The 14,646-nt window shown below is 71.4% G+C and carries 10 protein-coding genes; 6 read left to right on the top strand and 4 right to left on the bottom strand.

All coding sequences use genetic code 11. The features are described 5' to 3' along the window. Nucleotides 1-13 precede the first annotated feature (13 nt). From F1C12_RS10890 to F1C12_RS10880, 3 genes are read right to left on the bottom strand one after another with little or no spacing between them, the layout of a single operon-like run. Nucleotides 14-1,300, bottom strand: coding sequence for an aspartate aminotransferase family protein (locus F1C12_RS10890; RefSeq protein ID WP_185275049.1), 1,287 nt, complete (start codon nt 1,298-1,300; stop codon nt 14-16). Further along, nucleotides 1,297-2,370, bottom strand: coding sequence for a phosphotransferase enzyme family protein (locus F1C12_RS10885; RefSeq protein ID WP_185275048.1), 1,074 nt, complete (start codon nt 2,368-2,370; stop codon nt 1,297-1,299). Before F1C12_RS10885 ends, F1C12_RS10890 begins: the two co-directional genes overlap by 4 nt. 7 nt (nt 2,371-2,377) lie before the next feature. Next, a complete protein-coding gene (locus F1C12_RS10880) occupies nt 2,378-3,787 on the bottom strand; it encodes an aldehyde dehydrogenase family protein (protein WP_185275047.1) in 1,410 nt (469 codons plus the stop codon). A gap of 152 nt (nt 3,788-3,939) precedes the next feature. On the opposite strand from F1C12_RS10880, the gene F1C12_RS10875 reads away from it, so the two are divergent. The 3 genes from F1C12_RS10875 (at nt 3,940) to F1C12_RS10865 (ending at nt 10,504) form a co-directional block, all read left to right on the top strand. Then, a complete protein-coding gene (locus F1C12_RS10875) occupies nt 3,940-4,905 on the top strand; it encodes an AraC-like ligand-binding domain-containing protein (RefSeq protein ID WP_185275046.1) in 966 nt (321 codons plus the stop codon). Between the two features lie 141 nt (nt 4,906-5,046). Then, the gene (locus F1C12_RS10870) at nt 5,047-7,041 is read left to right on the top strand and encodes a primary-amine oxidase (protein ID WP_185275045.1); all 1,995 of its coding nucleotides are present in this window, start codon (nt 5,047-5,049) and stop codon (nt 7,039-7,041) included. Nucleotides 7,042-7,120: 79 nt separating this feature from the next. Beyond that, nucleotides 7,121-10,504 carry a DUF5107 domain-containing protein gene (locus F1C12_RS10865; protein ID WP_185275044.1) on the top strand — a complete coding sequence of 1,128 codons (3,384 nt, stop codon included), beginning with the start codon at nt 7,121-7,123 and terminating at the stop codon, nt 10,502-10,504. Nucleotides 10,505-10,542: 38 nt separating this feature from the next. On the opposite strand, the gene F1C12_RS10860 is transcribed toward F1C12_RS10865, so the two are convergent. Beyond that, a complete protein-coding gene (locus tag F1C12_RS10860) occupies nt 10,543-11,427 on the bottom strand; it encodes an AraC family transcriptional regulator (protein WP_185275043.1) in 885 nt (294 codons plus the stop codon). Between the two features lie 137 nt (nt 11,428-11,564). Between F1C12_RS10860 and F1C12_RS10855 the strand changes: the two genes are divergently transcribed. The 3 genes from F1C12_RS10855 to F1C12_RS10845 are packed head-to-tail and all read left to right on the top strand — an operon-like array spanning nt 11,565 to nt 14,646. Continuing rightward, on the top strand, nt 11,565-12,854 hold the full coding sequence (locus F1C12_RS10855; RefSeq protein ID WP_185275042.1) for an ABC transporter substrate-binding protein: 1,290 nt from the start codon (nt 11,565-11,567) through the stop codon (nt 12,852-12,854). Beyond that, nucleotides 12,851-13,756, top strand: a complete 906-nt coding sequence (locus tag F1C12_RS10850; RefSeq protein WP_219732603.1) for a carbohydrate ABC transporter permease — start codon at nt 12,851-12,853, stop codon at nt 13,754-13,756. The genes F1C12_RS10855 and F1C12_RS10850 overlap by 4 nt, the downstream gene beginning before the upstream one ends. After that, nucleotides 13,753-14,646, top strand: a complete 894-nt coding sequence (locus tag F1C12_RS10845; RefSeq protein WP_185275041.1) for a carbohydrate ABC transporter permease — start codon at nt 13,753-13,755, stop codon at nt 14,644-14,646. Before F1C12_RS10850 ends, F1C12_RS10845 begins: the two co-directional genes overlap by 4 nt.

Raw genomic sequence — 14,646 nt, 5'->3', positions numbered from 1 at the left:
AGCGTTTAGGCGTTCAGGCGACTGACGTGAGGGCGTCGGCGAAGGTTGCGAGCAGGAGGTCGACCTCGGGAGCCTGGATCGCGAGCGGCGGGCGCATCTTGAGGACGCTGTCGTGGCGGCCGATGCGGCTGATGAGCACGCGGCGGTCGCGCATGGCCTCGACCACCGCCTTGGTGCGGGCCGGGTCGGGCAGCGCGCCCGCCGCGAAGGCCGGGCGGTCGTAGACCTCCACGCCGAAGAACAGGCCGTCGCCCTTGGGGGCGCCGATCCACGGGTGCTCGGCGCCCAGCCGCGCCAGGGCCTCGCGGATGACCTGGCCGTTCCGCTGCGCCCGCTCCACCAGGCCCTCGTCCTCCAGCACGTCGAGCACCGCGAGGCCGGCCGCCGCGGAGACCGGGTTGCCGCCGAAGGTGTTGAAGTACATGTTGCGCGGGCCGAACTCGTCCAGGAGGGCCGCCGGCATCGCGACGCCGCCGAGCGGGTGGCCGTTGCCCATCGGCTTGCCCATCGTCACCAGGTCCGGGACGATGCCGTGGTTGCGGTGGCCCCAGAAGCTCCGGCCCGTGCGGCCGAAGCCGGACTGCACCTCGTCGGCGATCACCAGGCCGCCGGCCCGGCGAACCCGGGCGGCGAGCCCGCTGACATAGCCGGACGGCACCCGGTTGAGCCCCTCGGTCGAGAACAGCGAGTCGAAGAGCACGGTGGCGACGCCGAAGCCGGCCGCCTGCAGAGAGGCGATCGCCTCGTCCGCCTCCCGGAGGGCGGCGTCGAGTACCTCCTCGGCGGGCCGTCCGCGGTCGGCCCCGTCGAGGTCGGGGATGCGCAGCGTCCGCACGTGCGGGCCGAGTCCTTCGTGCGTGCGCAGCCCGGTCGTGACCCGGGCGAGCGCCTGGGTGTGGCCGTGATAGCTGAAGTCGGAGATCAGGATGCCGGACGCGCCGGAGTGCTGGGTCGCGATCCGGAACGCCAGGTCGTTCGACTCCGAGCCGCTGTTCGTGAACACGATCCGGTCGATCGCGGCGTCGAAGGTCGCCAGCAGCCGCTCGGCGTAGTCCACGACGCGGTCGTTCAGGTAGCGGGTGTGGATGTTGAGCGTGGCGGCCTGCTCCGCGATCGCGGCGACGACCCGCGGGTGCGCGTGGCCCACGTGCGGGACGTTGTTGTAGCCGTCCAGGTACCTGTCGCCGTTCGCGTCGGTCAGCCAGACCCCCTCGGCGCGCACGAACTCGAGGGGCCGGTCGTAGAAGAGCGGGCTGTACGGGCCGAGGGTGCCGAAGCGGCGGGTCAGGAGGTCGGTCATGAGGCTGCTCCGGGTGTGGGGTTCGGGGACGTCAGGCGGGCGACATCGAGGTCGGGCCAGCCGGTACGGCCGGTGGCGAGGTACAGCGTCGAGGCGCGGAGGATATGGGGGAGGAGGTGGGAGAGGTGGAAGCGCGTCGCCTCCTCGTCGGGACGCTCGACCGACCACGCGAGGTACGAGAGCGCCCGGGCGAGCAGCAGCGGATGCCAGGCGCCGGCGTCGTGGCGGGTGAGCGGCCGCTGCGAGCGGTAGCCGTCGAGCACCGCTGCGACCAGCTCGTCGCCCTGCGGGTGCCCGGTGAGGAAGAAGCACGCCGTCGCGAGGTCGAACAGATACCAGCCCTCGCCGCAGTCGTCGAAGTCGATGACGACGACCCGGCCGTCCGAGACGAGCACGTTCTCCAGGGTGAGGTCGGCGTGGATGGGGCCGTAGCTCGCGGCCGTGCGGTCGAGTCCGGCCAGGTCGCGGGCGAGGACGTCCTCCACCCGCGCCAGCGTCGCGCGCTGTTCGGCGGAGAGCGTGGGGAGGTCGTGGGCGCGTCCCCAGAGCGCGTCGGGTCCGCAGAGTCCGGCGGCGTCCCACGCGCGCCGGTCGTAGCCGGCGGGCGCGCCCGAGCGCTCGGCGCAGTCGTGCAGGAGGGCGATCGTGCGGCCGAGCTCCCGGAGGCCGGCGGCGGCCGGACTCGCGCGCCCGGTGAAGGTCTCGGGCGACGACCCGAGCGGGGTCGCGGCGGGCAGCCACTCCTGCAGGGACACCTGGACGGCCCGGCCGAGCGGGTCCGGAACGTGCGCGACGTGGGTGCCGTCGCCGAGACCGAGCGGTCGAGCCACGCCCACGCCGGCCCCGGCCAGCGTCTGGAGGAACGCCGACTCCGACTCGATCTCGCTGTCGGTGTGGTACCCGGGCCGGTGCACCTTCAGCGCCCAGTCGCCGGTCGCGGTCGTGACGCGGAAGACGACGTTCTCCCGGCGGTTGACGAGCCGGAGTCCGGCCTCCGACGGGATGCCGAACTCACTCAGAGCCCGCCGCGCGACATCCGTCGCCGGGTCGACGGCCACGGGGTCGAGCACCGTCGCCTCAGCCGTTGATGACGCGGTGCACCGCGACGGCCTTGAGCCCTTCGACGCCGAACTCGACGCCGTAGCCGGAGCCCTTCACGCCGCCGAACGGGATCATCGGGTGCACGCCGCCGTGCGAGTTGATCCACACCGTGCCGGCGTGCATGCGGTTCGCGACGGCGACGGCTTCGTCGCGGTCCGGTCCCCAGACCGATCCGCCGAGGCCGACGTCGAGCCGGTTCGCGCCCGCGATCGCGTCCTCCACGTCGGTGTAGCGGATGATCGGCAGCGCAGGACCGAATTGCTCCTCGTCGACGAGAGCGACCCCGTCGGAGACGTCGGCCACCAGCGTGATCGGGTAGAACAGCTCGCCCAGCTCGGTGGCGGGCGAGCCGCCGGTGACGACACGGCCGCCGTGGGCCTTGGCATCCTCCACCAGGCGGTTCACGATGTCGAACTGCTGCTTGTTCTGCAGTGGGCCGAGCACGTTGTCCTCGTCCAGCCCGTTGCCCATCGGGGTGGCCTTCGCGACCTCGGCCAGGGCGTCCACGACCTCGTCGTAGACGGAGTCGTGCACGTACAGGCGCTTGAGCGCCGCGCAGGTCTGGCCGGTGTTGATGAAGGCGCCCCAGAACAGGTCCTGCGCGATCGCCTTCGCATCCGTGCCCGGCAGCACGATCCCGGCGTCGTTGCCGCCGAGCTCCAGGGTGAGCCGGGCGAGGTTGCCCGCCGAGCTCTCGATGATCTTCCGGCCGGTCGCGGTGGAGCCGGTGAACATGACCTTGTCGATGTCGGGGTGGGAGGCCAGCCGCGAGCCGACCTCGCGGCCGCCGGAGACGGCGACGAGCACGTCGGCCGGCAGCGCCTCGTTCAGCACGTCGACCAGCGCGAGCACGCTCAGCGGCGTGTACTCGGACGGCTTCACCACGACGGTGTTGCCCATCCGCAGGGCAGGGGCGAGCTGCCAGATCGCGATCATCAGCGGCCAGTTCCACGGGCCGATCGCACCGACGACGCCGGCCGCGCGGTAGTGCAGCTCGGCGTGCGTCTGGCCGTCGTCGACCAGCACCTCCGGCTCCAGCTGGAGGGCCGCGTTGGTGCGCAGCCAGGCGGAGCACGCGCCCAGCTCGAAACGCGCGTTCGGCCCGTTCAGGGGCTTGCCCTGCTCGCGCGAGAGCAGCCGGGCGAGCTCCTCGGCGTGGGCGTCAACGGCGTCCGCAGCGGCCACCAGCGCGGCCGAACGCGCCTCGTGGCCGAGCGCCTCCCACGCGGGCTGCGCCGCCCGGGCACGCGCGACGGCCGCGTCCAGCTCTTCGACGGTCGCCTCGGGGGCGAATCCGATGACTGCGCCGGTGGCCGGGTCGTGGATGGGCCGGCCCCCGCCCTCGGGTGCGCTGACGCGGTCGAGCAGGTCGCGGACATCGGTCATGATGGTTCTCCTCCGATGGAAAGTGGTCCGTTCAGTCTTGCTCGGGCCGGCCGGGGGAGGTTGTCCGTGCGCGCAGGGGGTATGACGAGGGGTGCACGGACGGTGCTAACATCCTCGTCACGGATCGTATACAAAGTAGTCCCCGGTCCAGAATGAGGTCGATCGTGCTACCCGAGCTTCTCCGGTCCTCCGAATCCGCGCCCGTGCTCGATTTCAGCGGCTTCCGGACGGCGGTGTCGGAATCCTTCGTGCCCCTCCAGGTGACCAGCGACCGGCCCGAGCCGTTCTTCGGGCGGATCCGCTCGGCGGAGGCCGACGAGATCCACGTGTCGGAGGTGAGCGCCTCGCAGCACGTCGTGGAGCGCACCCCCGAGCTGATCGCGCGCGCCGACCGCGACTACTTCAAGCTGAGCCTCATGCTCTCGGGCACCGGGCTGCTCATCCAGGAGGGGCGGGAGGCCGTGCTGCGGCCCGGCGACCTCGCCGTCTACGACACCCACCGGCCGTACACGCTCGTCTTCGACGACGACTTCCGCACCGTGGTCGTGATGTTCCCGAAGCACCTGCTGGGGCTGCCTCCGGAGCTGGTGTCGCAGCTCACCGGCGTGCGGTTCGACGGCAGCGCAGGGGTCGGCTGCATCGTCGCGCCGTTCCTCGGACAGCTCGTCGGCAACCTCGATCAGCTCTCCGGCGCGACAGGGGCCCGGCTGGCCCACAGCGCCCTCGACCTGACCGCGACCCTCTTCTCCGACCACCTGGGCACGGCCGCCGAGCTCGCCAACCCGCACCACGCGCTCATGGGGCGCATCCGCGACTACATCGAGGCGAACCTGTCGTCCGTGGACCTCGGCCCCGCGCAGATCGCGGCCGTCCACTTCATCTCCACCCGCCACCTGCAGGGGCTGTTCCAGGAGCAGGGCACCACCGTCTCCGCCTGGATCCGCTCGCGCCGCCTCGAGCGCTGCCGCCGCGAGCTGATGGACCCGCTGTCGGCCGGCCGTTCGGTGGCCGCCATCGCGACCCGCTGGGGGTTCGTGGACGCCGCCCACTTCAGCCGGGTGTTCAAGGCCGCGTACGGGGAGTCGCCGTCGGACGCCCGCGCCGCCGGGCTCGCCTGATCCGCCGGGGAGGCGGGGAGGCCGGCGATTGTGCCGGCCGCGCACGTCGGTTGACCGTAGCGGTACGGTCGGCCTCCACCCGCTGAGCCGGGCCGCCACGCGCCGGATACTGGTCGGAGAGTCACCGACGTAAGGATCCGCATGTCCGCGCACGCTCACGCCTCCACCACCACCAGCCCGGTCGCCGTCACGCACCCGCTCGACGCCCTCACCGCCGACGAGCTCGTCGCCGGGCGCGCGATCCTGGCCGCCGCGGGCCTCCTCACCGAGACCACGCGCTTCCCGAACGTGCTGCCGGTCGAGCCCGAGCGGGAGGCCGTGGCCGCGTTCCGGCCCGGCGACGCCATCGAGCGCCGCATCCTGTTCGTGCTGCTCGACACCGCCACCGGACGCGCGGCCGAGGCGATCGTGTCGGTGACGGCGGGCGAGGTCGTCGGCCACCGCGAGCTGAACACGGCCGAGGCGCCGTACGGGCAGCCCCAGTACCTCTTCGAGGAGTACGCGCGGGCGGAGGAGATCGCCAAGGCCTCCGCGGAGTGGCGGGCGGCGATGCGGCGGCGCGGCCTGGAGGACCGGATCGACCTGGCGTTCTGCGCGCCGCTGGCGCCCGGCCACTTCAACCGCGCCGACGAGGTGGGCCGCCGCGCCATCCGCAGCCTGACCTTCCTGCGCGACCATGCCGACGACTCGCCCTGGTCGCACCCGGTCGAAGGCCTCATCGTCCACATCGACCTGACCCGCGGCGAGGTGATCCGGGTGGAGGACGACGGCGACATCCCGGTGCCCGACCTGGACGGCAACTACGGCGCCGCGACGACCGGTCCGGCGCGCACCACGCTCAAGCCCATCGAGATCAGCCAGCCGGAGGGGCCGAGCTTCCACGTCGACGGCCACGCGGTCGAGTGGGAGAACTGGAAGTTCCGGCTCGGCTTCAATGCCCGCGAAGGGCTGGTGCTGAACCAGGTGACCTTCCGCGACGGCGGTGAGGACCGCTCCGTGCTGTACCGGGCGTCGGTGCCGGAGATGGTCGTGCCCTACGGCGACACCACGCCGACCCGGTTCTGGATCAGCTACTTCGACGCGGGCGAGTACCTGCTGGGCAAGAACGCGAACACCCTGACGCTCGGCTGCGACTGCCTCGGCGTCATCCACTACTTCGACGGTGTCGTCGCCGACGACCACGGGAACCCCGTGACCATCCCGCAAGCCGTGTGCATGCACGAGGAGGACTACGGCGTGCTCTGGAAGCACACCGATCTGAACGGCACGGCGGAGGTTCGCCGGTCGCGGCGGCTGGTCGTCTCGTACTTCTCGACCATCGGCAACTACGACTACGGGTTCTTCTGGTACTTCTACCTCGACGGGACGATCCAGGTGGAGGCCAAGGCGACCGGCATCGTCTTCGCCGGCGCCGGCATCCCGGGCAGCAGCGATCCGCACGCCACCGAGATCGCGCCGGGACTGTTCGCCCCTGTGCACCAGCACCTGTTCTGCGCCCGACTGGATGTCGCGATCGACGGCGATCGCAACTCGCTGTCCGAGGTGGATGTCGTCGGCATCCCGACCGGCCCGGACAACCCGTACGGCAACGCGTTCACCTGGACGACGACCCCGATCTATCGGGAGTCGGAGGGCGGCCGGCTCGCGAACCCGGCGACCTCCCGGGTCTGGGAGGTCACGAGCTCCACGCGCAGGAACGCCGTCGGCAGGCCGACGGCCTTCCACCTCATCCCGCAGCCCGGCGCGACGCTGATGGCACAACCGGACTCGAGCGTGTTCGCGCGCGCGACGTTCGCGACCAAGCACCTGTGGGCGACGCGGTTCGACCCGGCGGAGCGGTTCCCGGCGGGGGACTACCCGAACGCCCACGCGGGCGGCGCCGGTCTGCCGGCCTGGACCGCGGCGGACCGCTCGCTGGCCGGGGAGAACATCGTGCTCTGGCACGTCTTCGGCCCGACCCACATCCCGCGGCCGGAGGACTGGCCGGTCATGCCCGTCGACTACTCCGGGTTCGCGCTCAAGCCCTACGGCTTCCTCGACCGGAACCCGGCGCTGGATCTGCCGGAGGGCGCCCACGGCGGCGCGGCGGGCGGGGCGTGCTGCGAAGACGGGGAGTGCCGCTGCGGGGAGAGCTGACCTCCGGCCGTCGAATCGTCCAGATAAGGCGTGGGAACGCATATTCTCCGGCAGCAGCCGCACCCATAGGGTCCTGAATATGTCCGTTCCGCACCCCCCGTTCCCCCTTCCGCCCGTCCCGGAGAACCAGCGCGACCGCGTCGTCGCGGCGTGGAGCGAACCGGTCGAGCTCCCGACCTACGAGCCGGGCGAGCCCGGGCGGCTCCCTGCCTTCCTGGAGTCCCGTGTCTACCAGGGGTCGTCCGGGCGCGTGTACCCGCTGCCGTTCATCGAGTCCGTCAGCCACGACGCGACGCCGCGCAGCTGGCAGGCCGTCCACCTGGAGAACGAGTACCTGCGGCTGGTGATCCTGCCGGAGCTCGGCGGGCGCGTCCACATCGCCGTGGACAAGACCACCGGGCAGGACTTCTTCTACCGCAACGACGTCATCAAGCCCGCGCTCGTCGGGCTGGCCGGGCCGTGGATCTCCGGCGGCATCGAGTTCAACTGGCCGCAGCACCACCGGCCAGCGACCTTCCTCCCGATGGACTGGACGATCGAGCGGGAGGACGACGGCTCGGTCACCGTGTGGTGCTCCGACCACGACCCGTTCTCGCGGATGAAGGGGATGCACGGCATCCGGCTGCGGCCGGGGAGCTCCGTGCTGGAGGCGCGGGTCCGGCTGTTCAACCGCACCGACACCACCCAGACGTTCCTCTGGTGGGCGAACGTCGCCGTACGGGTGCACGACGACTACCAGTCCTTCTTCCCTGCGGACGTGCACGTGGTCGCGGACCACGCGAAGCGCGCCGCCACCGCCTTCCCGCGCGCCGACCGTCCCTACTACGGCATCGACTACGCGGCGCGTGCCGACCGGGACAGCCCCGAGTACGTCGCCGACGACGCCGACCGCATCGACTGGTACCGCAACATCCCGGTGCCGACGTCGTACATGTGCGTCGCCAGCGACGACGACTTCTTCGGCGGCTACGACCACGCGGCGGGGCTCGGCTTCGCCCACGTCGCCGACCACCACATCGCCCCGGGCAAGAAGCAGTGGACGTGGGGCAACTCGCCGTTCGGCTGGGCCTGGGACGCGAACCTCAGCGACGACCGCGGCGCGTACGTGGAGCTGATGGCCGGGGTCTACACGGACAACCAGCCCGACTTCTCCTACCTGGCCCCGGGCGAGACGAAGACGTTCAGCCAGTTCTGGTTCCCGTACCACGGGATCGGGCCGCTGACCCAGGCCTCCACCGACCTCGCGCTGAGCCTCGCCGTCGGGACCGGACCGGAGCGGTTCGCGGAGGTCGGCCTCGCCGTCACGCGCGTCCACGACGGGATCGACCTCCGGCTGGTCGACGAGGCGGGAGCCGTTGTCTGGCAGGAGCGGGTGTCGGCCGCGCCCGGCGAGCCGGTCCACGCGCGCGTTCCCGTGCCCGCCGCCGGCGACCTCGACCTGGTCGCGGAGTCGGACGGCGTCGAGCTGCTGCGTGCGACCACGCGGCACCGGGACGCCGCGGCCGACGGCTTCGAGACCGCCACCGAGCCGCCCGCTCCCGCGGAGATCGAATCGATCGACGAGCTCTACCTCACTGGCGTCCACCTCGCCCAGTACCGGCACGCGACGCGTTCGCCCGAGCCCTACTGGCAGGAGGCGCTGCGCCGCGACCCCGGGGACTCCCGCTCCAACATCGCCGTCGCCTCGGCCCGGCTCGCGGCTGGCCGGCTCGCGGAGGCCGAGGCGCACCTCCGCTCGGCGCTCCGCCGTCAGACGCGCAGGAACCCCAACCCCGCCGACGGCGAGGCGTCGTATCTGCTCGGCGTGGTGCTGGCCGAGACCGGACGGGACTCCGAAGCGGACGACGCGTTCGCGAAGGCGGCGTGGACCTACGCCTGGCGCGCGGCGGCGGAGCTCGCCCGCGCCCGGGTCGCCGCGCGCGCCGGACGCTGGGACGACGCGCTCGGGCACGCCGCCGAGGCGGCGCACCTGGACGCCGACCAGCTCCAGGCGGCGGCAGTGCGGGCCATCGCGCTGCGCCGGCTGGGCCGGGCGGCGGAGGCGGAGCAGGTGCTCGCCGCCGCGCGTGCCCTCGACCCGCTGGACGCCTGGCTGAACGACCTCGCCGGCAGCCCGGAGGACACGGACGCCGGGACCCTCCGCGACCTCGCGGCGGAATACCGCAGCCTCGGGCTGACCGCCGAGGCCCTGCGGGTCCTGGACGCGGCGGCCGCAGCGGCGGTGCGGCGCCCGGTCCTCGGCGCAGGGGATCCGCTCGCGCTCATCCACTACGCCCGGGCCGAGCTGCTGGACGAGCTCGGCCGGCCGGGGGAGGCCGAGGCGGCGCTCCGTGCCGCGCGCGGCGTGTCCGTCGACCGGTGCTTCGCCGGCGGCCGGGACGACGCCCGCCTCCTCGAGCGCCGCATCGCGACCAGCGGCGACCCCCGCGCGCACGCGCTCCTCGGTCACTGGCTCTACTTCCACCGGCGCTACGAGGAGGCCGTCGCGCACCTGGAGCGGGCGGTGGAGGGCGACCCGGGCGACGCGGTCGCGCTGCGCGGCCTCGGCCTCGCCGCGTACAACGTGCAGGGCAGCCCCGATGCGGCCGTGCGCCGCTACCGGCAGGCGGTCCAGGCGGCGCCGGGCGACGCGAAGTTGCGCTACGAGGCCGACCAGCTCGCCCGCCGGGTGGGCGCCGGCCCGCAGGAGCGGCTCGACGCGCTGGCCGACGCCGGCTCGCTCATCGCCGAACGCGACGACCTCGCACTCGCCTACGCCGAGCTCCTCGTGCTCGTCGGCCGCCACGAGGAGGCGGTGGCCTTGCTCTCCTCCCGCCGGTTCAGCCCGTGGGAGGGCGGCGAGGGCGAGACAATCCGGGTCTGGACGCTGGCCCGGCGCGCGGAGGCGGCCGAGGCCCTGGCTCTCGGCGATCCCGGCGCGGCGGTGGCCGCCCTGGCGACGGCCGTCGACGTCCCCGCATCGCTCGGTGAGGCCCCGCATCCGCTGGCGAACCGGTCGGACCTGCTGCTGGCGTTCGGCGACGCCCACCAGGCGGCCGGACGCACCGAGGAGGCCGAGGCCGCCTGGCAGGCGGCGGCGAGCAGCGCGGGCGATTTCACGACCATGTCGGCGGTGCCGCACTCCCCGATGACGTACTACTCCGTCCTCGCCGCCCGGCGCCTCGGCGACCTCGGGCGCGCCGACCGGCTGACGGCCGAGTTCGCGAACTACATCGAGGTCGCCCGCCGGACCCGTCCCGCGATCGACTACTTCGCGACCTCCCTGCCGACCATGCTGATCTTCCGGGAGGACGTGGAGCAGACGCACCGCGACCTGGTCGCCGTCATGGACGCCGAGCTCGCGCTGCTGAACGGCGACCCCGCCCGCGCCGCGTCCCTGCTCGCCGCGATCGCGGACCGCGACCCCGCCGCGCCGCTTCCGCGCGAGCTGCTCGCCGAGGCGGAGGGCGCCTACGCGAACTGAGCGGACGCGAACTGAACCGCCGCGACTGGGCGCCGGGATCAGCCCTTGTGCTGCTCCCGGTACTCGCGCGCCGTCATGCCGTGCACCTTCTTGAACTGGCGCGCGAAGTAGAACGAGTCCGGATACCCCACCTCCGCCGCGATGGCGGCCACCGTGGCGGAGGTGGTGTCGAGCAGCTCCCGCGCCCGCGACATCCGGAGCATGGTCTGGTACTGCAGCACCGGGTAGCCGACATGCCGCTTGAACAGCGCGCTGAAGTGCGAGGTGCTGAGCGAGGCCATGACAGCGAGCTCGGGGACCGTCACCCGCTCGGCGATGTGCGCCCGCAGGTACTCGGTCGCGTGCTCGATCACATCGCCGGCCTCGTCGGCGCGGGCCCGCTCGCTCGCCAGCAGGGTGAGCGCGTGCCAGGCCGCGCCGGCCGCCGCGTTGAGGCTCGTCGTGGTGCTGTCCCGCTCCATCCAGGCCAGCACTTCCGACATCAGGGAGACGACCGGGTACAGGTCCCTGGGGCGGCGAACCGGGTTGTCCGCGGTCATCCCCGCGGCTGCCAGGTAGTTCTCGACCTCCGGTCCGGCGGCATGGAACCACCACAGTGTCCACGGGTTCTCCGCGTCCGCTCCGTAGGCGTGCGGATGCCGGGGCGGCAGGACGACGACCTGTCCCTGGTGCACGGGGAATCGTCCAGCTTCGGTTTCGCACCAGCCCGAGCCGTCGATGCACGCGATGACGACCGCCTGCGCGATCGGCGTGGTCCGGCGGCGGCCGTGGGAGTCCGCTTTCGGGAAATACCCGCTGTCCGTCACGACCAGTCGCGTCGTTCCCGGCTGCTGAAGGAACTCCCGGACGCGCGGCCGCGGGAGGACCAGCATGCGCTGGCCGGGGAAACCATCGGGGATGAGCACCGCACGATTCTGCGTCATGATCGTCGAAATGTCCAGATACACCAACGGTTTCTGCTACGGCGGCCACGGTGCGCGTCATAGCGTTGATGTCGTTCGGACGTAGGATTCTCCTTCGGCCGACCCCTCGCGATCACCCCCACGAAATGGAGTCGAAGATGACCCGAAAGACCACCCGATGGCTGACGGCGCTCGGCAGCGCGGTCGCCGCGACGGCGCTGCTCGCGGGCTGCGTCTCCACGTCGGGTGAAGCACAGCAGGCCAAGAGCGGCCCGGACGCCTCCGGACCCCTGATCCTGCAGTCCCGCTTCACCGACGCGGAGAAGGGCGGCCTCGACAAGCTGGTGAAGGACTTCAACGCCAAGGGCGAAGGCCAGGTCAAGGTGAACACCATCCCGACCAACACCTTCAACCAGCAGTTGCCGTCCTACCTCACCGCCAAGAACCCGCCCGACGTCTACACCTGGTACGCCGGTCAGGCCACACGCGACTTCGCCGACCAGAACCTCCTGCTCGACCTTTCCAGCGTCTGGAAGGACCACGGCAGCGACTTCCCCTCCTCGCTCAAGAGCCTCAGCCAGGACTCCTCCGGCAAGGAGGTGTTCGTCCCGACCGGCTACTACTGGTGGGGCGTCTACTACTTCAAGAGCGACTTCCAGAAGCTCGGGATCACCCCGCCGAAGACCTGGGACGAATTCCTCGCCGACTCCGCCAAGATCAAGGGCCAGGGCGTGACGCCGTTCACCGCCGGACTCAGCGACAACGCCTGGCTGGCCTCCGCGTGGTTCGACTACCTCGACCTGCGGATCAACGGCGCCGACTTCCACCTCAAACTGCTCTCCGGCAAGGAGAAGTACGACAGCCCGCAGGTGCGCAAGGTGTTCGCCGCCTTCAAGCAGGTGCTGCCGTACTTCGACCCCGCGGTCCTCGGCACCACGCAGAACCAGGCGATGAGCGACTTCTCGCAGGGCAAGGTCGCGATGTACCTGCTCGGCGCGTGGGCGCAGCCGTCGGTCCCCGCCGACAAGCAGAGCGATCTGGCGTTCTTCCAGTTCCCGACGATCGACCCCTCGGTGCCGGTCGCGGAGGAGGGCCCGACCGACGGCTTCATCGCCAGCGTGAAGACGGACAAGCCGAACCTCACGAAGAAGTTCCTCGACTACGTCGCCAGCCCGCAAGCTCAGACGGACCTCGCGGCGAGCCAGCAGGGCACCTACCTGCCGGCGAACTCGAAGGCCTCGCTGAACCTCGACGCGCTCTCCAAGCAGGGCAAGGACATGCTGCAGTCCGCCAAGCAGGTCACGCAGTTCTACAACAGGGACGCCGGTGACGCCCAGCAGACGCCGGCCGACACAGCGCTGACCAGCTTCATCGCCCACCCGGAGAACCTGGACCAGATCCTGAAGGACTGGGACGCCGCGTCGGCGAAGATCCGGGCGACTTCGTGACCACTCTCACCTCTGTTCGCGGTCGGCGGCGGATCTCCATCCCGCCGCCGATCGTGTTCGCCCTCGTCCTCATCCCGTTCCTCGTGGAGGCGGTCGGCGTGTTCTGGCCGGCGTTCCAGGGGATCAGCCTCTCGTTCCTGCACTGGAACGGCATCGGGCCGGCCACGCCGGTCGGCGTGCAGAATTACGTCGACCTGTTCTCGGACCCGATCTTCCTCACCGCGCTGAAGAACACCGCGATCTGGATCGTGCTCTTCGGCGGCATCTCGTTCGCCGCCGGCCTCGGGGTGGCGCTGCTGTTCCAGTCCGAGCGCCGCGGCGTCGGCATCTACCGCACCGCCCTCTTCCTGCCGATCGTCTTCTCGCTGGTCGTCACCGCCCTGATCTGGGGCGCGTTCTTCCAGCCGAACGGCGTGCTCAACAACATCCTCGACGCCGTCGGCCTGCACAGCTGGACGCACGTCTGGCTCGGCGACTCCAGCACCGCGCTCTACGCGGTCATCGTGGCCGCCCTGTGGCGGGAGATCGGCTACGTGATGGTGCTGTTCATCGCCGGCCTCAAGGCCCTCGACCCCGCGGTCCAGGAGGCCGCGCGCGTCGACGGCGCGACCGGCTGGCAGCGGTTCTGGCACGTGACCATGCCGCAGCTGCGCAGCGTCAACCTCGTGGTGCTGTCGGTGCTGATCATCGACTCGCTGCGATCCTTCGACATCGTCTGGGCGATGACCAGGGGCGGCCCCTACCACTCCACGGAGCTGCTGAGCACGTACATGTTCTCCACCGCGTTCGGCTCGCACGCCCTCGGCTACGCCTCCGCGATCGCTGTCGTGATCTTCATCCTCGCGATCGCCGTGATCGTGTCCTATCTCGTCCGCGCGCTCTCCGAGGAGAAGGAGTCATGACCGCGACCGCCGCCCAGACCCGCACCGCGGGCGCCCGGCCCGCGACGGCCGTCCGCCGGCGCAGCCGCCGCAGGACCGCAGCGACCGTCGGCTTCCACACCAGCGGCATCCTCATCTCGCTGGCCTGGTTCGCGCCGATCCTCGTCGTGCTCATCACCTCCTTCCGGACGTTCGACGACGTCTCCGCCAACGGCATCGCCAGCCTTCCGCACACCTTCACGCTCAGCACCTACGTGCAGGCGTGGAACCAGGGCGGGCTCTTCCAAGCGCTGGTCAACAGCATGATCGTGACCATCCCGACCGTGATCCTGACGCTGCTCTTCTCCGCGGCGGCCGCGTTCGGGCTCAGCCGGTACAAGGTGCCGTTCCGCCGGACCATCCTGCTCATGATGCTCGCGGGCAACCTCCTGCCGGTGCAGATGCTGCTGATCCCGGTCGCACGCCTGACCCAGCAGCTCAACGTCTACGACACCCTCGGCGCGCTCGTCGCCGTGCAGGTCGCGTTCGGCATCGGCTTCTACACGTTCGTGCTGTACGGCTTCATGCGCACCATCCCGCACGAGCTGCAGGAGGCCGCGACCCTCGACGGCGCGAGCACGGTCCGCATCTTCCTGCAGGTGATCCTCCCGCTGACCCGGCCGGCGCTCGCCGCGCTCGGCGCGCTCTCGTTCACCTGGGTCTTCAACGACCTGCTCTGGTCGATCACGCTGCTGCAGACGTCGGAGAAGCTCCCGATCACGGCGGCCGTGCTCTCCCTGCAGGGCGAGTACGTCTCCAGCTGGTCGGTCATCGCGGCCGCGACCGTCGTCGCCGCCGTTCCGTCCACCATCGTCTTCCTGCTCTTCCAGCGCAGCTTCATCGGGGGCCTGGCCCTCGGATCGGTGAAATAG

It is taken from the genome of Leifsonia shinshuensis (assembly GCF_014217625.1).
GTDB classification, from domain to species: domain Bacteria; phylum Actinomycetota; class Actinomycetes; order Actinomycetales; family Microbacteriaceae; genus Leifsonia; species Leifsonia shinshuensis_A.
The sequence above is the reverse complement of the archived record's forward strand: the minus strand, read 5'-3'. Positions and strand labels throughout refer to the sequence as shown.